The sequence below is a fragment of the Acidiphilium cryptum JF-5 genome, from assembly GCF_000016725.1.
GTDB lineage: Bacteria > Pseudomonadota > Alphaproteobacteria > Acetobacterales > Acetobacteraceae > Acidiphilium > Acidiphilium multivorum.
The window spans coordinates 2,897,439-2,920,518 of record NC_009484.1 but is presented as its reverse complement, the minus strand read 5'-3'; the positions used below and the strand labels follow the sequence as shown (position 1 = coordinate 2,920,518).

Sequence of the window (23,080 nt, the reverse complement as noted above, 5' to 3'; positions counted from 1 at the left end):
CGCACGTGGACATTCGCACGCCGCCGGACCAGCTCGACACCACCCTGGAGGACGGCCGCCCCAGCCGCGAGGACGCGGAGGCGGCGATCCGCACGCTGATCCGCTGGGCCGGGGACGACGCCGACCGCGAGGGGGTGCGGGACACGCCGGCCCGCGTCGCCCGCGCCTACGAGGATTTCTTCCGCGGCTATGGCGAGGACCCGGAGGCCATTCTCTCCCGCACCTTCGAGGAAACCGAGGGCTATGACGAGATGGTGCTGCTGCGCGACATCCGCGTGGAATCGCATTGCGAGCACCACATGGTGCCGATCATCGGGGTCGCCCATGTCGCCTACCTGCCGAACCGGCGGGTGGTGGGGATCAGCAAGCTCGCCCGCGTGGTGGACGCCTATGCGCGGCGGCTGCAGATCCAGGAGAAGCTGACGGCGCAGATCGCCAACACGATCAACGAGGTGCTGCAGCCGCGCGGCGTCGCCGTGGTGATCGAGGCGGGGCACGAATGCATGTCGACCCGCGGGGTGCACAAGCCCGGCGTGTCGATGGTGACGAGCCGGATGCTCGGCGCGTTCCGCGACGACCCCTCGACGCGGCGGGAGTTCCTCGCGATGATCCAGGGACGGCGCTGCACCGGCTTCGAGACCTGACCCCGTCGCGCCGCCGCAGGGGCGGCGCGCTAATCTGATCCTGTCGCGGCGCCGCCGGGCGGCGCGCGCTCAGTGGCCGAGGGTTGCCATCTGCTCGGGGACGTGGCGGGCGCCGGCGGCGGCGCCGGGCGGGACCGCGCGGGCGAGCCGGCCGAGATCCTCGGCGGAGAGCGGCACGTCGAGCGCGCGGATGTTCTCGTCGAACTCGGCGAGGCCGGTCGGGCCGGGAATCGGCACCACGTCGCTGCCCTGGGCGAGCAGGAAGGCGAGCGCGAGCTGGGCCGGGGTGCAGCGCAGGCGGTGCGCCATGTCCTCGACGATGCGGACGAGGGCGACGTTGCGGTCGAAATTCCCGGCGAAGAAGCGCGGCTGGTTGCGCCGGACGTCGCCTTCGGGCAGGTCGTCCGGCTCGTGCAGGGTGCCGGTGAGCAGGCCGCGGGCGAGCGGCGAGGCGGCGATGAAGCCGATGTTGAGCTCGCGCAGGCAGGCCAGCGTGCCGGCCTCGGGGTCGCGGGTGAGGAGCGAGTATTCGCTCTCGACCGCGGCGAGCCGGTGGGTGGCGTGGGCGCGGCGGATCGAGTCGGGCGACGCCTCGGACAGGCCGAGGAAGCGCACCTTGCCCTCGGCGACGAGGCGGGACATCTCGCCCACCGAATCCTCGACCGGGATGGCGGGATCGACGCGGTGGAGGATCAGCAGGTCGATCACCGGGGTGGCGAGGCGGCGGAGGCTGGCCTCGACGCCGGCGCGCAGATGGGCGGGCGAGCCGTCGATGCCGAGAAAGGCGCCGTCGGCGCCGCGGCGGATACCGGACTTGGTGGCGAGGACGACACGGTCGCGCACCGGGGCGAGGGCGCGGCCGACCAGGCGCTCGTTGGCGCCGAGGCCATAGACATCGGCGGTGTCGAAGAAGGTGACGCCGCGATCGACCGCGTGGCGGAGCAGCGCCTCGGCGGCGGCGGAATCGGGTGCCGCGGCGGACTCGGTCAGCCCCATGCAGCCGAAGCCCATGGCCGAGACCACCAGCGATCTGCCCAGCCTGCGTTCGTTCATCGCCTGTCCCCGAGGGTTGCGGCCGCCGCGGCGCTCCGGTGAGAGTGTGGGGAGAGCGGACCGGCTTGGCAAGCGGAAACGCGCTCAGCGCGAGGCGGGCACCAGGCGCGCCGGATGGCGGAGGACGCGCACGCGGGCGCCGCGCCGCAGGGTGGGCGGACCCGGCTCGACCACCGAGACCACGCTGCCATCGGCGAGGCGGACGATGTATTCGGCGGCCGGCGCGGCGGAGGGGGCGGTATCGACGCCCAGCGCGCCGAGCACGATGCGGCGGGCGCCGGGCGCGACCGGGCGGACCGCGACCACCGTGCCGGCGAGGCCGGCGGCGCGCGGCGGCGGCGCGGGCGGCGGCGGCGCGGCGCAGCCGGCGAGCAGGAGAAAAAGGCCGATCGCACGGGCGGGTGGCGGGAGACGGGTCATCGCGGGATCTCCGATGCGCGGATGCGCGGTGATTTGCAGAATCATGTTGCCTTGAAATCGCCGATAAGTTAAGCGGTTATGAGACGAATTTCATGTGCCGGGCGAGGCTGCCGGCGCAACGGAGCGGCTGGCCGCCCCAACCCCCCCGGGCGGATGCCACGCGCCGCGCCGAACTGCGATGGGAGACACGTGTTGAACGCTGCGTTCCACCCCGCCCCGCTCCGCGCGAGCCGTCCGCGATGACCGCGAAGCTGCGACACGCCTGGCGATTCGCCGGACTCTCCGCCCTCGCCCTGCTGGCCGCCTGTTCGACCCGGCAGGCCAATCTGAGCCCTAGCCAGCTCGCGGCGCGCTACGCCGCCAACGCGCCGGCCGATTACCGCCCGCCGGGACCGCCCGGCGACCCGTGGGGGCCGTATATCGAGCAGGCCTCGGCGCGGTTCGACGTGCCGGCGAAATGGATCCGCGCGGTGATGCATGTCGAGTCGGGCGGGCACGAATACATGAACGGGCATCTCACCGTCTCCAGCGCCGGGGCGATGGGGCTGATGCAGCTGGAGCCCGAGACCTACCAGGAGATGGCGGCGCGCTACGGGCTGGGGCCGGACCCGTTCAACCCGCTCGACAACATCATGGCGGGGACGGCGTATATCCACCAGATGTACGAGATCTACGGCTCGCCGGGCTTCCTCGCCGCGTATAACGCGGGGCCGGGGCGGCTCGACGACTATCTCGACTACCGCCAGCCGCTGCCGGCGCAGACGCGGCACTATGTGGCGATGATCGCGCCGCAGATCGCCGGCGTGTATCCGGCCGGGCCGTCCGAGGCGGAGGCGGTGGCGATGAACCAGCTGCCGACGCGGATTCCGGCGGGCATCCGCCCGGCGGACGATGGCGGCGAGACCTCGCGGCTGAACCAGGCGCAGATCGCGATGCGGCAGACGGCGCCGACGCTGCCCGCGCCATCGCCCTCGCCGGCGCCGGTGCGCGTGGCCGCGCTCGCGCCGCCCGCCGCGGTGGAGCCGCAGGCCGTGCCGGTGGCGGTGGCCACGCGGTCCATGCCGCCGGTGCGCCGGCCGCACGGGTTCGGCGGGTTCTCGCTGATTCCCTCGGCCGAGGCGGCGACGCCGGTGATGGACGGGCCGCCGGTGACCCGGCAGGCGACGCCTTCCATCCGCACCGCGAGCGCGCTGGCGCCGCGCGCGGTGGCGGCGCCGCGCCCGGCGACGATGCGCCTCGCGGCGGCGCGGGCGCCGGTTGCCGCAGCACCGCAGCCGACGCGGCAGCTCGGCGGCGGGCGCTGGAGCATCCAGGTCGGCGCCTACGACACCCCGGCGCACGCCAAGGCGGCGCTCGGCATCGCCGAGCTGAGCGCGGTGGCCATGCTGATGAAGGGGCAGCCGGTGGTCGAGCCGATCTCGACCGCGCGGGGCCGGTTCTACCGGGCGCGGTTCGTCAACCTGCCGCACAGCGCCGCGGTGAGCGCCTGCCGGCAGTTGCAGGGCGGGCCGACCGGCTGCGCGGTGCTGTCGCCCGACGCGGGTTAACCGCGTCCGACAGATCGAGGGATAACCGCGTCCGGCACGACGCGGGGTGAGGCGCCCTCACCCGTTCGCGGGTGGCCGCGCCGGCGCCGGAGCAAAAACTCAGCGGCGGGCGGCGGCGGCGATCAGGGTGTTTTCGAGCAGGCAGGCGATGGTCATCGGCCCGACGCCGCCGGGGACCGGGGTGATCGCGCCGGCGACGGCGGCGGCCTCCGCGTAGGCGACGTCGCCGACCAGCCCGCCCGCCGCCGTGCGGTTGATGCCGACATCGATGACCGTGGCGCCGGGGGAGACCCAGTCGCCCCTCACCATTTCGGCGCGGCCGACCGCGGCGATCAGGATTTCGGCGCGGCGGCATTCGGCGGCGAGGTCGCGCGTGCGGGAATGGGCGATGGTGACGGTGGCGTCGGCGGCGAGCAGCAGGGCGGCCATCGGGCGGCCGACGATGTTGGAGCGGCCGAGCACGAGGGCGCGGGCGCCGCGCGGGGCGATGCCGGCGGCGGCGAGCAGCTTCATCACGCCGCGCGGGGTGCAGGGCACGAGGAAGGGCGTGCCGAGCGCGAGGGCGGCGACGTTGTCGGGGTGGAAGCCGTCGACATCCTTGGCCGGGTCGATCGCGCGGATCACCGCCTGCGGGTCGATGCCGGCCGGCAGGGGCAGCTGGACGAGGATGCCGTCGACCGCGGGATCATGGTTGAGGCGGGCGATCAGGGCGAGCAGCTCGGCCTGGCTCGCGCTCGCGGGCAGGCGGATGGTCTCGCTGGCGAAGCCGGCCGCCTTCGCGGCGCGCTCCTTGTTGCGGACATAGACCTGGCTCGCCGGGTCCTCGCCGACGAGGACGACGGCGAGGCCGGGCGCGTAGGGCAAGGTGGCGGCGCGGGCGGCCACCTCGGCGCGCAGGGCGGCGGCGACCGCCTTGCCGTCGATGACGCGGGCCGCCATCGGGGCGCTCACTGGTAGCCCATCGCGGCGAGGTGGCCGTAGAGCCCGCCGAGGAAGATCTGCAGCGCGCGCAGCAGCAGGAAGCCGACGATGAAGGAAATGTCGATGCCGCCGATCGCGGGGATGAAGCGACGGAACGGCGCGAGGAAGGGCTCGGTGGCGCGGAAGAGGAAATCCTCGATCCGGTAGACGATGTGGTTGCGGGTGTCGAGCACGCCGAACGCCATGAGCCAGCTGAAGATCGCCGCCGCGATCATGATGTAGATGTAGATCTGGATGGCCTCGTCGAGGAACCAGAAAACCGCTCCGAGCATCGTAACCCTCCTTGGCTGGTGCCCGGGTTAGCGAAGCACGGCGTTTCGCGCAACGTGACAAGGCGGACGAGGTGGCTTGACTTCCGGCTCAGGGTGCGCGATTGGCCGCGCAGGGATGGGGCTGTAGCTCAGTTGGGAGAGCGCCTCGTTCGCAATGAGGAGGTCAGGGGTTCGATTCCCCTCAGCTCCACCATCCCGTTTCTTTCCCCAGGTTGATTGGTGCGCATGACGAAGACAGGGGGCGATCCGACCCGCGATGCGGCGTTCGCGCTGCTGTCCGCCGTGCTGGACCGGCGCGCGCCGCTGGACGCGGCGCTGGCCGGGCTCGCGGACATCGCACCGCGCGACCGGGCGGCGGCGCACCGGATCGCGGCCGCGGTGCTGCGGCGGCTCGGCAGCCTCGACGCCATTCTCGAACCCCATCTGCGGCGCGCGCCGCCGGCGCCGGTGCGGCATATCCTGCGGATCGGCGCGGCACAGCTCGCGCTGCTCGGCGCGCCGGCGCACGCGGCGGTGAGCACGGCGGTGGGGCTCGCGCATGCGCGCGGGCTCGGCAAGTTCGCGGGGCTGGTGAACGCGGTGCTGCGCAAGGTGAGCGCCGACGGGGCGGCGGCGCTGGAGGCGCTCGATTCGCCGCGGCTGGACACGCCGGCCTGGCTCTGGGCCTCGTGGGGGGCGGCGGCGCGGGCGATCGCCACCACGCACCAGGGCGAGGCGCCGCTCGATCTCACGCTGAAGGACGGGGCGGCGGTGCCGGAGGGCGGCGAGCGGCTGCCGACCGGATCGGTGCGGCTGCCGGCGGGCACCGACGTGACCCAGCTTTACGGCTATGCCGCCGGCACGCTCTGGGTGCAGGACGCGGCGGCCGCCCTGCCCGCCCGGCTGCTCGGCGACGTGGCCGGGCGGCGGGTGCTCGATCTCTGCGCGGCGCCGGGCGGCAAGACCGCGCAGCTCGCCGCCGCCGGCGCGGCGGTGACCGCGCTCGACCGCGACGCGCGCCGGCTGGCGCGGCTGCGGGAGAATCTCGACCGGCTCGGCCTCGCGGCGGAGACGGTGGCGGCGGACGCGCTGGACTGGCGGCCGGCGCAACGCTTCGACGCGATCCTGCTGGATGCGCCGTGCTCGGCGACCGGGACGATCCGCCGGCACCCGGAGATCCTGCATCTGCGGCGGCCGCGCGACATCGAGACCTGCGCCGCATTGCAGGACCGGCTGCTCGACGCCGCGGCGGCGATGCTCGCGCCGGGCGGGACGCTGGTCTACGCCGTCTGCTCGCTGCAACCGGAGGAAGGCGCCCGGCGCATCGAGGCGGCGTGCGGGCGGCTCGGGCTGCGGCGCGCGCCGCTCGGCGCGGCGGAATTGCCGGGGCTGGCCGAGGCGGTGACGCCGGCGGGCGACCTTGCCACCCATCCCGGAATGTGGGCGGAGCGCGGCGGCATGGACGGGTTTTTCGCGGCAAGGTTGCAAGGCTGAGTCTGTCAGCCTGACTACCAGCGCAGGTTGCTTTTTCGCCCGGCGAAGTTTCTTCATTTGTTAACGCGGCGGCCAGACGCGCGTCATGATCCGGCATGTGTTGCGGAGCAACATGTCGTTGCCTCGGAAAATCTCAATTTTTGATTTTTGAGACAGATGAGACATGATAACGGACCCATCAGGAGGCCTGACAAAAAAAGTTATTATTCGTCACGTTTTTTTTGTCAAATCCCTTAACGGCGGCTGGCGCGACTCCCGGCACGTCTTTATGTTGACACCATGGCACCGAAGAAACAGACGCCCCCGGAATCGGTCGGGCAACGAATCCGCGCCTTGCGCCTTGCGAACAATCTCACCCAGGACGAGTTTGCCGCGCAGCTCGGCGTGTCGCGCTCGGCGATCGCGCAGTGGGAAACCGACCGGGCCGGGCAGGTCCGGGAAAATCTCGAACGGATTTCGAAGGTGCTCGGCACCTCGATCGCCTATCTGGTCTCGGGGGAGACCGGGTCGCTGCAGGGCGACGAGCTGGCGCTGATGCGGCTTTACCGCGCCTGTGCTGCGGAGGACCGGCAGATCCTGCTGCGCACCGCGAAGCGGCTCGCCCGCGGCTGAGACCGGCGTGGCGCGCGGCCGGGCCGATCTCGCCCTCGTCGCGCGCGGGCATTTCGCGAGCCGGGCGCGGGCGCAGGAGGCGATCCGGCGCGGCCTGGTGAGCGCGGGCGGACGGACGATCGGCAAGCCGGGCGAACTGGTGGGCGACGACGAGGCGCTGAGCGTGGCCGATGCCGGCGCCGCCTGGGTCTCGCGCGGGGCGCTGAAGCTGATCGCCGCCCTCGATCATTTCGGATTGTCACCGGAAAACCGGACCTGCCTCGATATCGGCGCCTCGACCGGCGGGTTCACCGAGGTGCTGCTCGCGCGCGGCGCGGCGCTGGTGCACGCGGTGGATGTGGGCCACGGGCAGATGGCCCCTGCCCTGCGCGACGATGCGCGGGTGCGTCTGCATGAGGGGGTGAACGCGCGCGACCTGTCGGCCGCGGGGATACCGGGCGGACTCGGTGCGGTTGTGTGCGACGTGAGCTTCATCGGGCTGCGCAAGGTGCTGCCGGCGGGCCTCGCGCTGTGCGGGAAGGACGCCTTCGCGGTGGCGCTGATCAAGCCGCAATTCGAGGCGGGGCCGGAGGCGGTCGGCAAGGGCGGGATCGTGCGCGACCCTGCCGTGCATGAACGGGTGTGCGGCGAGATCGGCGACTGGTTCGCGCAGATTCCCGGCTGGCGGGGGCTCGGCATCATCCCCAGCCCGATCGAGGGCGGGGATGGCAACCGTGAATTCCTGATTGCAGCCATGAAGGACGCGCGCTGAAGCGGCGCACGGTTTTGCTTGCGGCGGCGCGAAAAGCCGGATACATGCCGCCTCGGGTCACGCCCCCCCACCGGGGCGCTTATCTTCTGCAAGGGAGACCATCGATGGCAGACGCCGCCGCGGCCGCGCACGCGAAGCCGCAACACCGCCCCCACAATCCGAATTTTTCCTCCGGCCCCTGCGCCAAGCGGCCCGGCTTCACGCTCGAAGCGCTTTCCGGCGCGATGCTCGGCCGCAGCCACCGCGCCAAGGAGCCGAAGGCGAAGCTCGCCGAGGTGATCGCCCGCTCGCGCGACATTCTCGGCCTGCCGTCCGACTGGCGGCTCGGCATCGTTCCCGCCTCGGACACCGGCGCCGTCGAGATGGCGCTGTGGTCGATGCTCGGCGCCCGGCCGGTCGACGTGCTGGCGTTCGAGAGTTTCTCCGAGGCCTGGGCGACCGATGTGCTCAAGCAGCTCAAGCTCGCCGACGCGCGGGTGCTGAGCGCGCCCTATGGACAGATTCCCGATCTTGCCGCCGTCGATTTCAGCCATGACGTGGTGCTGGCCTGGAACGGCACGACCTCGGGCGCGCGGATGCCGAACGGCGACTGGATTCCGGCGGATCGTGAAGGGCTGGTGATCGCGGACGCGACCTCGGCCGCGTTCGCGATGGACCTGCCCTTTGAAAAACTCGATGTGGTGACCTGGTCCTGGCAGAAGGCGCTGGGCGGCGAGGCGGCGCACGGGATGCTGGCGCTTTCGCCGCGCGCGGTGGAGCGGCTGCTGACCTACAAACCGGAGCGGCCGCTGCCGAAGATTTTCCGCCTGACCTCGGGCGGCAAGCTGATCGAGGGGATTTTCGCCGGCGAGACGATCAACACCCCGTCGATGCTGGCGGTGGAGGACGCGCTGGACGGGCTGCGCTGGGCCGAGGGCATCGGCGGGCTCAAGGCCATGATTGCGCGTTCGGAACGGAATCTCGCGGCGATCGCGCGCTGGGCCGAGGGCAATGCGCGGGTGGAGTTCCTCGCCGCCGATCCGGCGATCCGCTCCTGCACGTCGATCTGCCTCGTCATCGCCGCGCCGTGGTTCGCCGCCCTCGATGCCGAGGCGCAGGCGAAGGCGGCGAAGCGGGTCGCCGCGCTGCTGGAGGCCGAAGGTGTCGCCCATGACATCGGCGCCTATCGCGACGCGCCGCCGGGGCTGCGGATCTGGGGCGGTGCGACCGTCGAGACCGCCGACATCGAGGCGCTGCTGCCCTGGATCGACTGGGCGATCGACGCCGTTCATTCCGACATTTCCGCGAAGGCCTGAGACATGCCCAAGGTTCTGATCAGCGACAAGCTCTCTCCCGCCGCCATCGACATCTTCAAGCGGCGCGGCATCGACGTGACGGTGAAGACCGGGCTCGCCCCGGCGGAACTGCGCGAGATCATCGGCGAATTCGACGGGCTCGCCATCCGCTCGGCGACCAAGGTGACGCGCGAGCTGCTGGACGCGGCGACCAACCTGAAGGTGATCGGCCGCGCGGGCATCGGCGTCGACAACGTGGACGTGAAATCGGCCACCGCGCGCGGCGTGGTGGTGATGAACACGCCCTATGGCAACGCCATCACCACCGCCGAGCACGCGATCGGCCTGATGTTCGCGCTGGCGCGGGAACTGCCGGAGGCCTCGGCCTCGACCAAGGCGGGGAAGTGGGAGAAGAACCGGTTCATGGGCGTCGAGCTGACCGGCAAGACGCTCGGCCTGATCGGGGCGGGGAATATCGGCTCGATCGTCGCCGACCGCGCGCTCGGGCTGAAGATGCGCGTGCTGGCCTATGACCCCTACCTGACCGAGGCGCGGGCGACGACGCTCGGCGTCGAGAAGGCGGATCTGGACACGGTGCTGGCGCGGGCGGATTTCATCACCCTGCACACGCCGCTGACCGAGCAGACGCGCAACATCCTCTCGCGCGAAAGCATCGCCAGGACCAAGCCGGGTGTGCGCATCATCAACTGCGCGCGCGGCGGGCTGGTGGACGAGGCGGCGCTGTACGACGCGCTGAAATCGGGCCATGTGGCGGGCGCCGCACTCGACGTGTTCGAGGTCGAGCCGGCGAAGGAAAGCCCGCTCTTCGCGCTGCCGAACGTGGTCTGCACCCCGCATCTGGGGGCGGCGACGACCGAGGCGCAGGAGAACGTGGCGTTGCAGGTGGCCGAGCAGATCAGCGATTTCCTGCTGACCGGGGCGGTGACGAACGCGATCAACATGGCCTCGGTCTCGGCCGAGGACGCGCCGAGGCTCAAGCCCTACATGGAGCTTTGCCAGCTGCTCGGCAGTTTCGCGGGGCAGCTGACCGAGGCGCGGCAGGGCGTGATCCGCAAGGTCGGCATCGAATACGAGGGCGCGGCCGCGCATGTGAACCAGCGCCCGCTCTCGGCGGCGCTGTTCGCCGGGCTGCTCGCGCCGATGATGGAAGGTGTCAACATGGTCAACGCGCCGGTCTTCGCGCGGGACCACGGGATCGAGCTGGCGGAGACGGTGTTCGACCGCGACTGCGAATACCAGACGCTGATCCGCGTTTCGGTGACGACGGACGAGCAGACGCGCACCGTGTCGGGCACGCTGTTCGGCGGGGCGAAGCCGCGGCTGGTCGAGGTGAAGGGCATCAAGGTCGAGGCGGATTTCGGCCGGCACATGCTCTATGTGACCAACCGCGACAAGCCGGGATTCATCGCCCAGTGCAGCGCCATTCTCGCCGAGAAGGGCATCAACATCGCCACCTTCCATCTCGGCCGGACCGAGAAGGGCGGCGATGCGGTGTGCCTGATCTCGATCGACGAGACCCTGCCGGACGACGCGCTCGCCGCGATCCGCGCGCTGCCGCAGGTGATGCAGGCGACGCAGATTTCGTTCTGATACCGATATATTAACAACGCCGGAGGCTCCCGCAAAACCGGCTGGCGGAACGGGGTCGCGCAATTGACGGCGCGGCCCCGTCTCCATTATTGAGAGGCAGGACAGGAGTCTTGCCGTTCCTGCGCGAAGCGGGGTTGCGGCGGCGGCGTCCGCGCCGATCTCTCTCCTGTCGTCCGCGCCCGAATCCATCCGCGCCACACAAAGAGGAACCGCATGCGCCGATCGCTTCATGCCACGGCCTGCCGCGCCGCCGGCTTCGTGACCGTCCTTGCCCTCGGCATCGCCGGGGCGCGGGCCGCTGCGCCGCCGCCGCCGGTGGTCAGCGTCGTCGTCGTGAAGCCGCAGAAGGTCTACCAGCAGGACAGCTTCATCGGGCGGATCCAGGCGGCGCATATCGTCAATCTCGTGCCGCGGGTGACCGGGTATCTGGAGAAGCGCCTGTTCCGCCAGGGGGCGGAGGTGAAGAAGGGGCAGCTGCTCTACGTGATCGAGCCGGGGCCGTACCAGGCGGCGTTCGACCAGGCGAAGGCGAATGTCGCCGACGCGCAGGCGACGCTCGACAACGCGGAGCTGACGCTGGAGCGCGCGGCGCGGCTGCTGCACACGCCGGCCGGACAGCAATCGACCTACGACGACGACAAGGCGGCGGCGGAAAGTGCCGCGGCGAAGCTGCAGGCCGCCGAGGCGGCGCGCGAGACCGCGGCGATCAACCTCGCCTATACCCAGATCCGCGCGCCGCTCGACGGGCGGATCGGCGCGAGCACGGTGAATATCGGCAATGTCGTCGGGCCGAATACGGGAACGCTCGCCACCGTGGTGAGCCAGAACCCGATGAACATCGTCTTCTCGATGCCGACGCGCGATGCGATCCGGCTGCGCCAGCGGCTGGTGACGCAGGGCGGGCTCGCCGGCGTGGTGCTGCGGGTGAAGCTGCCGGACGGGCGGATGGACCGGCAGGAGGGCACGCTGGACTTCACCAGCAACCAGATCAGCCAGTCGACCGACAGCCTCGCGATGCAGGGGACGATTCCGAACCCGGTGATCAAGGGGCTCGGCAATGCGCGCACCAGCGACCGCGAGCTGACCAGCGGCGAGTTCGTCACCGTGATCGTGCGCAGCCGCACGCCGGAGGACAAGATCGTGCTGCCGCGCGACGCGGTGCTGGCCGACCAGGTGGGCGACTATGTGCTGACCGTCGGCAAGGACGGCAAGGTGGCGCGCGCCGACGTCAAGCTCGCCTCGACCACGCCGGCGACCGCGACGATCGCGAGCGGGCTGGCCATCGGGACGAAGGTGATCGTCGATGGCGTGGAGAAGGTGCATCCCGGGGTGAAGGCGAACGCGAAGGTGATTGCCTCGCCGGTCGCACAGGGCTGAGGCCGTGATCCCCTCCTTCTTCATCGACCGGCCGCGCTTCGCGATGGTGATCGCGATCGTGATCACCATCGCCGGCATCATCGCGATGACGCGGATTCCGGTGGCGCAGTTCCCCTCGATCGTGCCGCCGGCGGTGCAGGTGACCGCGACCTATCCGGGCGCCTCGGCGCAGGTGGTGAACGACACCGTGGCCGAGCCGATCGAGCAGCAGATCAACGGGCTGAGCGACGAGATCTATTACTCCTCGACCACGGCGAATGACGGCTCCTACAACCTGACCGTCACCTTCAAGCTCGGCAGCAACCCGGACATCGACACCGTCAATGTCACCAACGCGGTGCAGCAGGCGCTGACCCAGCTGCCGGCCGAGGTGCAGAAGGAAGGGCTGACGGTGCGCAAGCGCTCCGCCTCGGTGCTGGAGTTCATGTTCTTCTACAGCCCGGACAACAAGCTCACGCCGCTGCAGATCTCGAACTACGTGAAGATCAACGTGCTCAACCCGCTCGGCCGCGTGCCGGGGGTGGGCCAGGCGTTCATGTTCGGCGAGCAGGACTATTCGATGCGGGTGATCTTCAGCACCGCCCGCCTCGCCCAGCTCGGGCTGACGCCGGCGGACCTGATCAGCGCGATCCAGGATCAGAACACCCAGGCGCCGGTCGGCACGATCGGGCTGATGCCGATCGCCGGCAAGCAGCAATACCAGCTCTCGGTGCAGACCGAGGGGCGGCTGACATCGGCCCGGCAGTTCGGTAACATCGTCATCCGCGGCAACAGGGACGGCTCGCTGCTGCGGCTGAAGGACGTGGCGAAGATCCGCCTCGGGCCGCAGAGCGAGAACCAGGTCGACCGGATCAACGGGCATCCCGGTGTCGCCATCGGCGTGTTCCTCTCGCCGGGGGCGAACGCGGTGGCGACCTCGGGGCGGGTGTCGGCGGAGATCGCCCGGCTCTCGAAGCGGTTTCCGGCGAGCCTCGCGAGCAAGACGGTCTACAATTCCAGCAGCTTCGTCTCGGACACGATCAGCGAGGTGATCAAGACGCTGGCCGAGGCGTTCGCGCTGGTCGTGCTCGTGGTGTTCTTCTTCCTCGGCTCGTGGCGGGCGGCGCTGGTGCCGACGATCGTCGTGCCGATCGCGCTGCTCGGCAGCTTCGCATGCATGCTCGCCCTCGGCTATTCGGCGAACACGGTGACGCTGCTGGCGCTGGTGGTGGCGACCGGACTCGTGGTGGATGACGCCATCGTCGTCGTCGAGAATATCGAGCGGGTGATGGCGGAGCGGCCGGAGCTGTCGCCGCGCGAGGCGGCGAAGGTGGCGATGGCGCAGATCCAGGCGCCGATCATCGCGATCATGCTGGTGCTGCTCTCGGTGTTCGTGCCGACGGCGTTCATCCCCGGCCTGTCGGGCCTGCTGTTCACCCAGTTCGCGGTGGCGATCAGCACGGCGATGCTGATCTCGGCGCTGAACGCGCTCACACTGTCGCCGGCACTCTGCGCCATCCTGCTGCGCCGGGGCGAGCACGGGCACGGCATCATGGCGCGCGTCCTCGATTTCATCGAACGGACGCGGGCGGGCTACAGCCGGCTGATCGGCCGGCTGGTCGCGCGCTCGGTGCTGGGGCTGATGGTGATCGTGGCCTTCGGGGTGGCGGCGTTCCTGCTCGCGCGGATCACGCCGGGCGGGTTCCTGCCGGACGAGGACCAGGGCGCGCTGTTCATCCAGGCGACGCTGCCGCCCGGCGCCTCGCTGCAGCGGACCGACGCGATGGGGCAGAAGCTGGCGAAGATGATCCACACCCTGCCGCAGGTGCAGGACGTGATCGCCATCAACGGCTACTCGATCCTCGACTCGGCGACCGAGCCGAACGCGCTGTTCATGGTGGCGCACCTGAAGCCGTTCGCGCAGCGGCCGGGGCCGAAGAATTCGGTGCAGGCGGTGATCCGCAAGATCTTCGCGATGGGCTCGCAGGTGCAGGGGGCGAACATCGTCGCCTTCAACCTGCCGCCGATCATCGGGCTGTCGACCAATGGCGGCTTCACCTACGAGCTTGAGAACGTCGCCGGCGCGAGCCAGCAGAAATTCAATTCGGTGCTCAAGGGGCTGATCGTCGCGGCGAATTCGGACCCGAAGCTCGCGCATGTGTTCAGCACCTACGCGGCGAACAACCCCTCGGTCTATCTCGATATCGACCGCGCCAAGGCGCAGGCGCTCGGCGTGCCGATCTCCTCGATCTTCCAGGCGCTGCAGGCCTCGCTCGGCGGGTTCTACGTCAACCAGTTCAACATGTTCGGCCAGGTCTGGCAGGTGAACATCCAGGCCGCCTCGGCCGACCGCGACACGCGTGCCGCGATCTGGCGGATCTATGTGCGCAGCGATTCGGGCAAGATGGTCTCGCTGCGCTCGCTGGCGACGGCGCATACGCGGCTCGGCCCGCAGATCGTCAGCCGCTACAACGACTCGCTGGCCGCACCGGTGTTCGGCTCGCCGGCGCCGGGGGTGTCGTCCGGGGCGGCGCTGGCGGCGATGGACCGGATTTCCGCCCGCGTGCTGCCGGCCGGCTTCTCGTATGACTGGACCAGCACCGCCTATCTGCAGCAGCAGGCCAAGGGCCAGGCGGCCTATGTGTTCATCCTGTCGCTGATCTTCGCCTACCTGTTCCTGGTGGCGCTGTACGAGAGCTGGATCATTCCGGTGCCGGTGCTGCTCTCGGTCGTGGTCGGCGTGTTCGGGGCGATGCTCGGCATCGTGCTCGGCGGGCTGACGATCGACCTCTATGCCGAGATCGGGCTCGTCGTGCTGATCGCGCTGGCGGCGAAGAACGGCATCCTCATCGTCGAGTTCGCCAAGGAGCGGCGCGAGGAGGGCATGGGCATCCGCGAGGCGGCGGTGCTGGGTGCGCGGATGCGGTTCCGCGCGGTGATGATGACCTCGATCGCCTTCATCTTCGGGCTGCTGCCGCTGGTGGTGGCGACCGGGGCGGCGCAGATCACCAGGCGGTCGCTGGGCACGCCGGTCTTCGCCGGGATGATCTTCGCCAGCGGCATCGGCATCTTCGTGATCCCGCTGCTGTACGTGACGTTCGAGACGCTGCGGATGCGCGTCTCGCGCCGGGCGCGCGAGCGGCAGAAGGAAATCGCCGTCACCGGGGACGACTAGGCGGCGCGGGCGGGCTTTGCCGGGTCACATCTGGCGGGCTTTACCGGGTTATGTTTGGCGGGCTTTACCGCCCGCGCCGGCGCGCATAAGCAGCGTTCATGGCAACGCTTGATCCCGAGGACTGGTCCGAGCTCCGCGCGCTGGGGCACCGGATGATCGACGACATGTTCGACCGGCTGGAAGGGCTCGGCGCGGCGCCGGTCTGGCAACCGATGCCGGACGCGGTGCGCGCGGGGTTCCGCGCCCCGGTGCCGCGCGAGGGGAGCGGCGCCGCCCGCGCCTATGACGCGTTCGCGGCGCGGATCGCGCCCTATGCCTCGGGCAATACGAGCCCGCGCTTCATGGGCTGGGTGCAGGGCGGCGGCAACGCGGTGGGGATGCTGGCGGAACTGCTGGCCGGCGGGCTCAACGAGAATTGCGGCGGGCGGGACCATGTCGGGCTCGAAGTCGAACGGCAGGTGGTGGCGTGGGCGGCGGAGCTGCTCGGCCTGCCGGCGGCGACCGGCGGGCTGATGGTGACCGGATCGTCGATCGCGAATTTCATCGCCCTGCTCTGCGCGCGGCGGGCGCATTGCGGCGCGGCGGTGCGGCAGGACGGGCTCGGCGGGCGGCGCCTTACCGGCTACGCGCAGGCGGGGGTGCATCGGTGCGTGCCGGGCGCGTTCGACATGGCCGGGCTCGGCGGCGCGGCGCTGCGGCGGGTGGCGCTCGGCGCCGACCGGCGGATCGACCTCGCGGCGCTGGAGGCGGCGATCGCCGCCGACCGGGCGGCGGGGGCGGAGCCGTTCATGATCGTCGGCACCGCGGGATCGGTCGATGTGGGGGCGATCGACGATCTGGCCGCCCTCGCCGCGATCGCCCGGCGGGAGGGGATGTGGTTTCACGTCGACGCCGCGTTCGGGGCGCTGGCGGCGGCCTCGCCGGCGAGGCGGGAGCTGGTCGCGGGGATCGGCGAGGCGGATTCGGTGGCGTTCGACTTCCACAAATGGGCGCAGGTGCAATACGATTCCGGTTGCATCCTGGTGCGCGACCGGCAGCTGATGCTGGATGCCTTCGCGCAGGATGCCTCGTATCTGACGACGACGGCGCGGGGGCTTTCGGGCGGCGCGCCCTGGCCGTGCGACATGGGGCCGGATCTCTCGCGCGGGTTCCGGGCGCTGAAGGTGTGGATGACGATCGAGGCCTATGGCACCGCGGCGCTGGGCGGCATCGTCGATGATTGCTGCGCGCTGGCGGCGCGGCTCGCGGCCTCGGTGGATGCGGCGCCGCGGCTTGCGCGCCTCGCGCCGGTGCCGCTCAACATCGTGTGTTTCCGCTACGATGACGGTGGCGCGGAGCTGGACGCGCTGAACGCCGCGATCGCCGCCGACATCCAGGAGAGCGGGCGCTACGTGATCTCGACCACGACGATCGACGGGGTGCGGGCGCTGCGGGCGGCGATCGTCAATCACCGGACGAGGGCGGCGGATATCGACGGGCTGGCGGCGGCGGTGAGTGCCGCGGGGGACGCCCGCAGGCGCGAACCGATCGGTTGAACCGATCAAACGGATCGGTCAGGGACGATGGCCTGAAGCGGTGCGGGGCGTCATAAATCCGGGCGGAGAACTGCCATGCCCGAAGACAGGATTGCCTATCACGCGCCGGTCGGCGACGAGGTCGCCCACACCACCTGTTACATGTGCGCCTGCCGCTGCGGCATCAAGGTGCATCTCAGGGACGGGAAGCTGCGCTACATCGAGGGCAACCGCGACCATCCGATCAATCGCGGCGTGCTGTGCGCGAAGGGATCGGCGGGGATCATGTCGGTCACCTCGCCGGCGCGGCTGCGCTCGCCGCTGAAGCGGGTCGGCCCGCGCGGGGCGGGCGAATTCGAGGCCATCGGCTGGGACGAGGCGATGGCGATCGTGACGGCGCGGCTCGCGGGCATCCGCGCCAGCGATCCGCACCGCCTCGCCTTCTTCACCGGGCGCGACCAGTCGCAATCGCTGACCGGGCATTTCGCGCGGATGTTCGGCACGATGAATTTCGCCGCCCATGGCGGGTTCTGCTCGGTCAACATGGCGGCCGCCGGACTCTATTCGGTGGGCGGCGCGTTCTGGGAATTCGGCGAGCCGGACTGGAACCATGCGAAGCTGTTCCTGCTGTTCGGCGTGGCGGAGGACCACGATTCCAACCCGATCAAGCTCGGCCTCGCCAAGCTGAAGGAGCGGGGGGCGAAGATCGTTTCGATCAACCCGGTGCGGACCGGGTATTCGGCGATCGCCGACGAGTTCGTCGGCATCACGCCGGGGACCGACGGGCTGTTCATCATGGCGCTGATCCACTGCCTGCTGGCGGAGGGGGCGGTCGATACCGAATTCCTGGTCCGCTACACCAACGCGCATCACCTGGTGATCGACGCGCCGGGCGCGGCCGATCACGGGCTGTTCGCGCGCGGCGCGGATGGCGCGGCGCTGGCCTTCGACCGCAAGGCGGGCGCGCTGGCGCGGGCGGATGCGACCGGCACCGACCCCGCGCTGCTCGGGACGTTCACGCTGCCCGACGGGCGGCGGGCGCGGCCGTCGTTTGCGATTCTGGCGGAGCGTTATTCGGCGGCGGAGTACGCGCCGGAGGCGGTGGAAGCGCGCTGCGGCATCGCCGCGGCGACGATCCGCCGGCTGGCCGCCGAGATCGCCGAGATCGCCTTCCGCCAGCCGGTCGTCATCGAGCAGGCCTGGACCGACACCGACGGGCGGCGGCACGAGACGATGACCGGGCGGCCGGTGGCGATGCACGCGATGCGCGGGATTTCGGCGCATTCCAACGGGTTTCACACCTGCCGGGCGCTGCATGTGCTGCAGATGCTGATCGGCGCCGTCGATACGCCGGGGTCGTGGCGCTACAAGTCGCCGCACCCGAAGCCGATTCCGCCCGGACCGGGCCCGGCGGGACGGGCGCATGACGGGCGCGGCGCGCTGACCGGCAACGTGCTCGGCTTTCCGACCTCGCCGGACGACCTGCTGGTGGATGACGCGGGCGAGCCGCTGCGGCTCGACCGGGCGTTCTCGTGGGAGGCGCCGCTCGGCATTCACGGCATGATGCACATGGCGATCGCCGAGGCGCATGCGGCCGGGCGGGCGCGGGTGGACACGCTGTTCCTCTACATGGCGAACATGGCGTGGAACTCGGCGATGAATCCCGGCGAGACGACGCGGATGCTGACCGACCGCGACGAGGACGGCGAGTATCGGATTCCGTTCGTGATCGTCGCGGATGCGTTCGAATCCGAAACGGTCGCCTATGCCGACCTGGTGCTGCCGGACACGACCTATCTGGAACGCTATGACTGCATTTCGCTGCTCGACCGGCCGATCGGCTCGGCGCACGGGCCGGCGGATGCGATCCGCGTGCCGGTGCTGAAGCCGGACCGCGACGTGCGGCCGTTCCAGGACGTGCTGATCGACCTTGCCGGACGGCTCGGCCTGCCGGATTTCGCCGAGGCGCCGGGCAAGCCGCTCTACAGCTCCTATGCCGATTACATGGTGCGCCACCAGCGCAAGCCGGGCGTGGGGCCGCTGGCCGGATTCCGCGGGGCGGACGGCAACGCCTTCGGCCGGGGCGAGCCGAACCCCGAGCAGATTTCACGCTACATCGCCAACAAGGGGTTCGCGCGGTACGACCTGCCGCTGGAGCAGCTTTACTACAAGCACGCGAACCGGGCCTATCTGACGGGTGCCAAGGACATGGGGCTGATCGACGACGACAGCCAGATCGTTCTCAATCTCTACAGCGAGCATTTGCAGAAATTCCGCCTCGCCGCCGAGGGGCACGGGGCGGTGCAGCCGCCGGAGCGGCTGCGCGCGCGCATCGCCCGGTTCATGGACCCGCTGCCGATCTGGTACGAACCGATCGAGCAGACCATGACGGATATGAAACAGTTTCCGATCCACGCGATCACGCAGCGGCCGATGTCGATGTATCATTCGTGGGGATCGCACAATGCGTGGCTGCGGCAGATCCATTCGGAAAACCGGCTCTACGTGCATCGCGACCTCGCCGCCGCACAGGGGCTGGAGGATGACGATTGGGTCGAGGTGGTTTCGCGCACCGGGCGGCTGAAATGCCAGATCCGCATCATGGACGGGGTGAACCCGCACACGGTGTGGACGTGGAACGCGATCGGCCGGCGGAGCGGGGCGGTGGCGCTGGCGCAGGACGCGCCGGAGGCGGTGCGCGGCTTCCTGCTCAACCACGTGATCTCGGAATATCTGCCGGCGGGGGATGACGGGGCGCGGCTGTCGAATTCCGACCCGGTGACCGGGCAGGCGGCGTGGTTCGACCTTACCGTGAGGCTTGAGAAATGCGAGCCGGAGACGATCGCGGAAACCCAGCCGCGGATGGCGCCGGTGGCGTTGACGACGAAGGGAGCCGCGCGATGACATCGCTGCCGCAGAGTCAGCCGGGCGCCAGGCGGCTCGGCCTCGTGATCGATCTCGACACCTGTGTCGGCTGCCACGCCTGCGCGGTGAACTGCAAGGAATGGAACACCGAGGGGCACCACGCGCCGCTGCCGGATTACGATCCGCATGGCGCGGACCCGGACGGGGTGTGGTTCAACCGAATCCATTCCTACGAGGCGAAGGGCAGCGGCGGGTGCGGCAAGACGGTGAATTTCCCGCGCTCGTGCCTGCATTGCGAAAATCCGCTCTGCGTCACCGTCTGCCCGACCGGCGCCTCGTACAAGCGGGCCGAGGACGGGATCGTGCTGGTGAACACGGATATCTGCATCGGCTGCAAGCTGTGTTCCTGGGCCTGCCCCTATGGCGCGCGGGAATTCGACGAGCATGACGGGGTGATGAAGAAATGCACGCTCTGCATCGACCGGATCTATAACGAGTCGCTGCCCGAGGCGGAGCGCGAGCCGGCCTGTGTGGCGACCTGCCCGTCGCGGGCGCGGCATTTCGGCGATCTCGCCGATCCCGGGAGCCGGGTGTCGAAACTGGTGGCGGAGCGCGGCGGCGTCGACCTGATGGCGGAGCTGGGCTACCGGCCGACCAACAAGTATCTGCCGCCGCGGCAGACGCGCATCGAGACGCGGCCGGTGGAGATGCCGGCATCGGCGCCGGGCGGGCTGGGCGGCGCGCTGCTCGCCCTCGTGGACAAGGTGCTTTCGCGATGACCCCGGCAAGTTCGGTCCTGCTGCTGACCACCCTCACCGGCTTCGGCTACGGGCTGCTGGCCTGGCTCGGGATTTTCTGCGCCGCCGGGGCGCTGCCGGAGAGCCCGTGGTTCGGGCCGGTGGCGGTGGTGATCGCGCTCGGCTTCGCCGGCGCGGGGCTGGTCGCCTCGACGCTGCATCTCGGGCGGAAGGAACGCGCCTGGCGGGCGTTCAGCCAGTGGCGGTCGTCCTGGCTGTCGCGCGAGGGGGTGGCGGCGGTGGCGACCAACGCGCCGGCGCTGGGCTTCGCGGCGTCATGGGCGGCGCTGGGCGCGGCCGCGCCGCTGACGATCGCCCTCGGGCTGGTGGCGGCGGCGATGGCGCTGGGGACGGTGTTCTGCACCGCGATGATCTATGCCTGCCTGAAGCCGATCCGCCAGTGGCACAACCGCTTCACCGCACCGCTCTACCTGCTGTTCGCCGCGTTCTCCGGCGCGCTGCTGCTGGCGGCCCTGCTCGGGGTGTGGACCGGGACGGCTACGGCCGCCGCGGCGCTGGCGGTGGTGTTCGCGATCGGCGCGGGCGTGGCGAAGGCGGCCTACTGGCGCTTCATCGACGCGCAGGGGCCGCTCGCGACGCTCGCCTCGGCGACCGGGCTCGCCGAACTCGGCACGGTGCGCGCCCTCGACCGGCCGCATTTCACCGAGAACTACGTGCTGCGGGAGATGGGCTACCAGATCGCCCGGCGGCACGCCGCACGGCTGCGGCGGATCGTGCTGGTCCTCGCCTTCGCCGCACCCGCGGTGCTGGCCGCCCTCGCGCTGGCGGGCGCGATGCCGGCGGTGGCGGCGCCGCTGGCCGCCCTGCTCGCCGGCATCGGCCTGTTTGCCGAGCGCTGGCTGTTCTTCGCCGAGGCCACGCATGTCTCGGCCATCTATTACGGCCGCGCCGTCTGATCGCTGCCGGCGACGCCCTGGCGGATGAAGTCGGCGAGGCCCGGCTCTTCCGGCAGGGTTGACGGCGCCTCGCCATAGCGGGCGGCAAGCAGGCCGCGGCAGAGCGCGCCGTTGAACTCGGCGTTCAGCCCGACGCGGCGGATGTGGCGCAGATAGACGCTCAGCGTTTCATGCATGATCCGCTCGCCGGCGCTGGTGACGAAGGCGAGATCCTCGCCGCCGGCAAGCGGGCGGCGGGCGAGGTAGCGGGCGCGCAGGGCAGGCCCCTCCCCGTCCAGCGCCAGGCGTTCGAGACCCTCGACCGTGAGATCGAGGAAGGCTTGCGCATCGTGGCCGGCGGCGAGCAGGTGGCGGAGCAGCGCCTCCTGCCGGCGCTCGAAGGATTTCAGGCCGAAATGCCGGCGGATGCCGGCGAGGTTCTCGCCCGCCTCCTGCGGGAAGGCATCGGCGAAATCCTTGCCCTCGGCGACGCCGTTGTTGATCTCGTCGATGAACATGTGCTCGTCGAGCCGGACATCGGCGCGCGTGACCCAGGGCAGGGCGGCGACGGCATCGCGCATGTCGGCGGCCATGAGGTAGGAGAAATTGGCGGCGCACCAGTAGGTGGGCAGGCGGAAGCCGACGCTGACGGCGCCGTCCTCGGCGATGTCGATGCCGGTGACGAAGCCGAGCTCGACCACGCTCTCGTCAAGTTCCGGATCGGTCACCTGATCGAGAGCGGCGCGCACCTCGTCGGTGCGCGCCTTGAGCATGGACATCACGCGGCCACCGGCGCCATCCGGCCGAGCTTGGCCTTCTGGGCGGCGATGTCGACCCCGTAGAGCCGGGCGGCGTTTTCGCCGAGGATCTTCTTCTTGCCCTCGAGCGTGAGCTGCTTGCCGGTCTCCTTCACCAGCTCGTCGGGGATCTCGAAGCTCATGAAGCGCTCGACCAGCCAGCGCGGCGTCCAGATCCCGTAGTCGGAGCCGAAGAGGATCTTGTCCTCGCCGAGCCAGAACAGCAGTTCGGACATCACCTTGGCGAAATAGCCGGGGCGCGAGTGGATGAAGGGCAGCACCACGGCGAGGCCGCCATAGACGTTGCTCTCCTGCACCGCGATCCAGCAGAAATCGTCGAGGCGCGGCAGGCCGCAATGCTCGACGATGAAGTTGAGGTTGGGGAAGTCGGTGGCGCAATGGTCGATGTCGGCGACGTCGAAGGCGTCGCGGTCGAGCGGGATGATGGTCGGGCCCTTGTGGACGTGGATGTTCTTGATCCCGAGCTTCTCGCAGCGTTCGAGATACTTGTAGGCGGCGGGATCGGAGAGCTTGTAGCCGCGGCTGTCGCCCTTCCATTCGGCGGTGTAGAGCTTCACCCCCTTGATCTTGTGGATCTCGGCCATGGCTTCGAGGGCTTCGAGCCCGCCCTCGCCGTCGCGCGGGTCGAAGGCGCCGTTGAGGATGAAGCGGTCGGGGTAGCGGGTTTTCAGCGCCGCGTTCTGTTCGAGCGTGTTGAAGCCGGTCTTGTAGAAATCCTTGAGGTAGGTGGGCTGGAAGATCGCCATGTCGTCCGGCCCGTCGATGAACAGGTCCTGCACCATCTGCTCGGCGCCGTATTTGGCGAATTTCTCCGGCGTCCAGAGCTGCTCCGGCGGGGAGAGCGAGGCGTGGTAGCCATAAAAGCAGTCGATGAATTGCTTGCCGTGAATGTTCCTGATGTTCTCGGGGCTGGCATCCCAGAGATGGACGTGGCCGTCGATGATGAAGATCTCTTCGCCGTCTTTCGTGGTGTACACTGGATCCGTTTCCTTCCTTCGGATTTGACGTGGTGAGCGGTGGT

The 23,080-nt window shown here is 70.2% G+C and carries 19 protein-coding genes and 1 tRNA gene; 14 read left to right on the top strand and 6 right to left on the bottom strand.

What is annotated here, in order from left to right:
- Positions 1-5 precede the first annotated feature (5 nt).
- Complete coding sequence (gene folE / locus ACRY_RS15800; protein ID WP_007423597.1) at positions 6-644, top strand: GTP cyclohydrolase I FolE; 639 nt, start codon at positions 6-8, stop codon at positions 642-644.
- Between the two features lie 69 nt (positions 645-713).
- On the opposite strand, the gene ACRY_RS15795 is transcribed toward folE, so the two are convergent.
- Positions 714-1,697, bottom strand: coding sequence for an aldo/keto reductase (locus ACRY_RS15795; protein ID WP_012040215.1), 984 nt, complete (start codon positions 1,695-1,697; stop codon positions 714-716).
- 84 nt (positions 1,698-1,781) lie between these two features.
- Positions 1,782-2,117 (bottom strand): hypothetical protein, encoded by a 336-nt coding sequence (locus ACRY_RS15790; RefSeq protein WP_012040214.1) that lies wholly within the window; start codon positions 2,115-2,117, stop codon positions 1,782-1,784.
- Positions 2,118-2,356: 239 nt separating this feature from the next.
- Here ACRY_RS15790 and ACRY_RS15785 point away from each other — a divergent pair, with 239 nt between their 5' ends.
- The gene (locus ACRY_RS15785) at positions 2,357-3,664 is read left to right on the top strand and encodes a lytic transglycosylase domain-containing protein (RefSeq protein ID WP_155856389.1); all 1,308 of its coding nucleotides are present in this window, start codon (positions 2,357-2,359) and stop codon (positions 3,662-3,664) included.
- A 99-nt stretch (positions 3,665-3,763) separates the two neighbouring features.
- Here ACRY_RS15785 and folD read toward each other — a convergent pair whose 3' ends face one another.
- On the bottom strand, positions 3,764-4,603 hold the full coding sequence (gene folD / locus ACRY_RS15780) for a bifunctional methylenetetrahydrofolate dehydrogenase/methenyltetrahydrofolate cyclohydrolase FolD (RefSeq protein WP_012040212.1): 840 nt from the start codon (positions 4,601-4,603) through the stop codon (positions 3,764-3,766).
- An 8-nt stretch (positions 4,604-4,611) separates the two neighbouring features.
- Positions 4,612-4,917 carry a YggT family protein gene (locus ACRY_RS15775; protein WP_007423795.1) on the bottom strand — a complete coding sequence of 102 codons (306 nt, stop codon included), beginning with the start codon at positions 4,915-4,917 and terminating at the stop codon, positions 4,612-4,614.
- Between the two features lie 117 nt (positions 4,918-5,034).
- Here ACRY_RS15775 and ACRY_RS15770 point away from each other — a divergent pair.
- The 12 genes from ACRY_RS15770 (at position 5,035) to ACRY_RS15715 (ending at position 21,262) form a co-directional block, all read left to right on the top strand.
- Positions 5,035-5,110, top strand: a tRNA-Ala gene (locus tag ACRY_RS15770).
- A 32-nt stretch (positions 5,111-5,142) separates the two neighbouring features.
- Complete coding sequence (locus ACRY_RS15765) at positions 5,143-6,390, top strand: transcription antitermination factor NusB (protein ID WP_012040211.1); 1,248 nt, start codon at positions 5,143-5,145, stop codon at positions 6,388-6,390.
- Positions 6,391-6,669: 279 nt separating this feature from the next.
- Positions 6,670-7,002, top strand: a complete 333-nt coding sequence (locus ACRY_RS15760) for a helix-turn-helix domain-containing protein (protein WP_012040210.1) — start codon at positions 6,670-6,672, stop codon at positions 7,000-7,002.
- A gap of 7 nt (positions 7,003-7,009) precedes the next feature.
- Positions 7,010-7,753: a TlyA family RNA methyltransferase gene (locus ACRY_RS15755; RefSeq protein WP_012040209.1), complete on the top strand. Its 744-nt coding sequence runs from the start codon at positions 7,010-7,012 to the stop codon at positions 7,751-7,753.
- 104 nt (positions 7,754-7,857) lie between these two features.
- Positions 7,858-9,048: a phosphoserine transaminase gene (locus tag ACRY_RS15750; RefSeq protein WP_012040208.1), complete on the top strand. Its 1,191-nt coding sequence runs from the start codon at positions 7,858-7,860 to the stop codon at positions 9,046-9,048.
- Positions 9,049-9,051: 3 nt separating this feature from the next.
- Complete coding sequence (serA, locus tag ACRY_RS15745) at positions 9,052-10,638, top strand: phosphoglycerate dehydrogenase (RefSeq protein ID WP_012040207.1); 1,587 nt, start codon at positions 9,052-9,054, stop codon at positions 10,636-10,638.
- Positions 10,639-10,851: 213 nt separating this feature from the next.
- Complete coding sequence (locus tag ACRY_RS15740) at positions 10,852-12,015, top strand: efflux RND transporter periplasmic adaptor subunit (protein WP_012040206.1); 1,164 nt, start codon at positions 10,852-10,854, stop codon at positions 12,013-12,015.
- A 4-nt stretch (positions 12,016-12,019) separates the two neighbouring features.
- The gene (locus ACRY_RS15735; protein WP_007422644.1) at positions 12,020-15,169 is read left to right on the top strand and encodes an efflux RND transporter permease subunit; all 3,150 of its coding nucleotides are present in this window, start codon (positions 12,020-12,022) and stop codon (positions 15,167-15,169) included.
- A gap of 98 nt (positions 15,170-15,267) precedes the next feature.
- Positions 15,268-16,704, top strand: coding sequence for a pyridoxal phosphate-dependent decarboxylase family protein (locus tag ACRY_RS15730; RefSeq protein ID WP_012040205.1), 1,437 nt, complete (start codon positions 15,268-15,270; stop codon positions 16,702-16,704).
- Between the two features lie 75 nt (positions 16,705-16,779).
- Positions 16,780-19,587, top strand: a complete 2,808-nt coding sequence (locus ACRY_RS15725) for a molybdopterin oxidoreductase family protein (RefSeq protein ID WP_012040204.1) — start codon at positions 16,780-16,782, stop codon at positions 19,585-19,587.
- On the top strand, positions 19,584-20,327 hold the full coding sequence (locus ACRY_RS15720; protein ID WP_007423415.1) for a 4Fe-4S dicluster domain-containing protein: 744 nt from the start codon (positions 19,584-19,586) through the stop codon (positions 20,325-20,327). The genes ACRY_RS15725 and ACRY_RS15720 overlap by 4 nt, the downstream gene beginning before the upstream one ends.
- Entirely contained in the window at positions 20,324-21,262 is a 939-nt protein-coding gene (locus ACRY_RS15715; protein ID WP_012040203.1) for a dimethyl sulfoxide reductase anchor subunit family protein, read from the top strand. Before ACRY_RS15720 ends, ACRY_RS15715 begins: the two co-directional genes overlap by 4 nt.
- Here the strand turns inward: ACRY_RS15715 and ACRY_RS15710 are convergent.
- Complete coding sequence (locus ACRY_RS15710; protein ID WP_231295290.1) at positions 21,244-22,020, bottom strand: metal-sulfur cluster assembly factor; 777 nt, start codon at positions 22,018-22,020, stop codon at positions 21,244-21,246. The two genes, ACRY_RS15715 and ACRY_RS15710, sit on opposite strands and share 19 nt — an antisense overlap.
- Positions 22,020-23,036, bottom strand: a complete 1,017-nt coding sequence (locus tag ACRY_RS15705; RefSeq protein ID WP_007422390.1) for an amidohydrolase family protein — start codon at positions 23,034-23,036, stop codon at positions 22,020-22,022. The genes ACRY_RS15710 and ACRY_RS15705 overlap by 1 nt, the downstream gene beginning before the upstream one ends.
- Positions 23,037-23,080 lie beyond the last annotated feature (44 nt).

Excerpts from the sequence above, each read along its gene's own strand:
- ACRY_RS15710 (WP_231295290.1), bottom strand. The coding sequence starts at position 22,020 with ATGTCCATGCTCAAGGCGCGCACCGACGAGGTGCGCGCCGCTCTCGAT.
- ACRY_RS15715 (WP_012040203.1), top strand. The coding sequence starts at position 20,324 with ATGACCCCGGCAAGTTCGGTCCTGCTGCTGACCACCCTCACCGGCTTC.
- ACRY_RS15740 (WP_012040206.1), top strand. The coding sequence starts at position 10,852 with ATGCGCCGATCGCTTCATGCCACGGCCTGCCGCGCCGCCGGCTTCGTG.
- folD (WP_012040212.1), bottom strand. The coding sequence starts at position 4,603 with ATGGCGGCCCGCGTCATCGACGGCAAGGCGGTCGCCGCCGCCCTGCGC.
- ACRY_RS15720 (WP_007423415.1), top strand. The coding sequence starts at position 19,584 with ATGACATCGCTGCCGCAGAGTCAGCCGGGCGCCAGGCGGCTCGGCCTC.
- ACRY_RS15785 (WP_155856389.1), top strand. The coding sequence starts at position 2,357 with ATGACCGCGAAGCTGCGACACGCCTGGCGATTCGCCGGACTCTCCGCC.
- ACRY_RS15795 (WP_012040215.1), bottom strand. The coding sequence starts at position 1,697 with ATGAACGAACGCAGGCTGGGCAGATCGCTGGTGGTCTCGGCCATGGGC.
- ACRY_RS15775 (WP_007423795.1), bottom strand. The coding sequence starts at position 4,917 with ATGCTCGGAGCGGTTTTCTGGTTCCTCGACGAGGCCATCCAGATCTAC.
- ACRY_RS15725 (WP_012040204.1), top strand. The coding sequence starts at position 16,780 with ATGCCCGAAGACAGGATTGCCTATCACGCGCCGGTCGGCGACGAGGTC.
- ACRY_RS15790 (WP_012040214.1), bottom strand. The coding sequence starts at position 2,117 with ATGACCCGTCTCCCGCCACCCGCCCGTGCGATCGGCCTTTTTCTCCTG.
- serA (WP_012040207.1), top strand. The coding sequence starts at position 9,052 with ATGCCCAAGGTTCTGATCAGCGACAAGCTCTCTCCCGCCGCCATCGAC.
- ACRY_RS15750 (WP_012040208.1), top strand. The coding sequence starts at position 7,858 with ATGGCAGACGCCGCCGCGGCCGCGCACGCGAAGCCGCAACACCGCCCC.
- ACRY_RS15765 (WP_012040211.1), top strand. The coding sequence starts at position 5,143 with ATGACGAAGACAGGGGGCGATCCGACCCGCGATGCGGCGTTCGCGCTG.
- ACRY_RS15760 (WP_012040210.1), top strand. The coding sequence starts at position 6,670 with ATGGCACCGAAGAAACAGACGCCCCCGGAATCGGTCGGGCAACGAATC.
- ACRY_RS15730 (WP_012040205.1), top strand. The coding sequence starts at position 15,268 with ATGGCAACGCTTGATCCCGAGGACTGGTCCGAGCTCCGCGCGCTGGGG.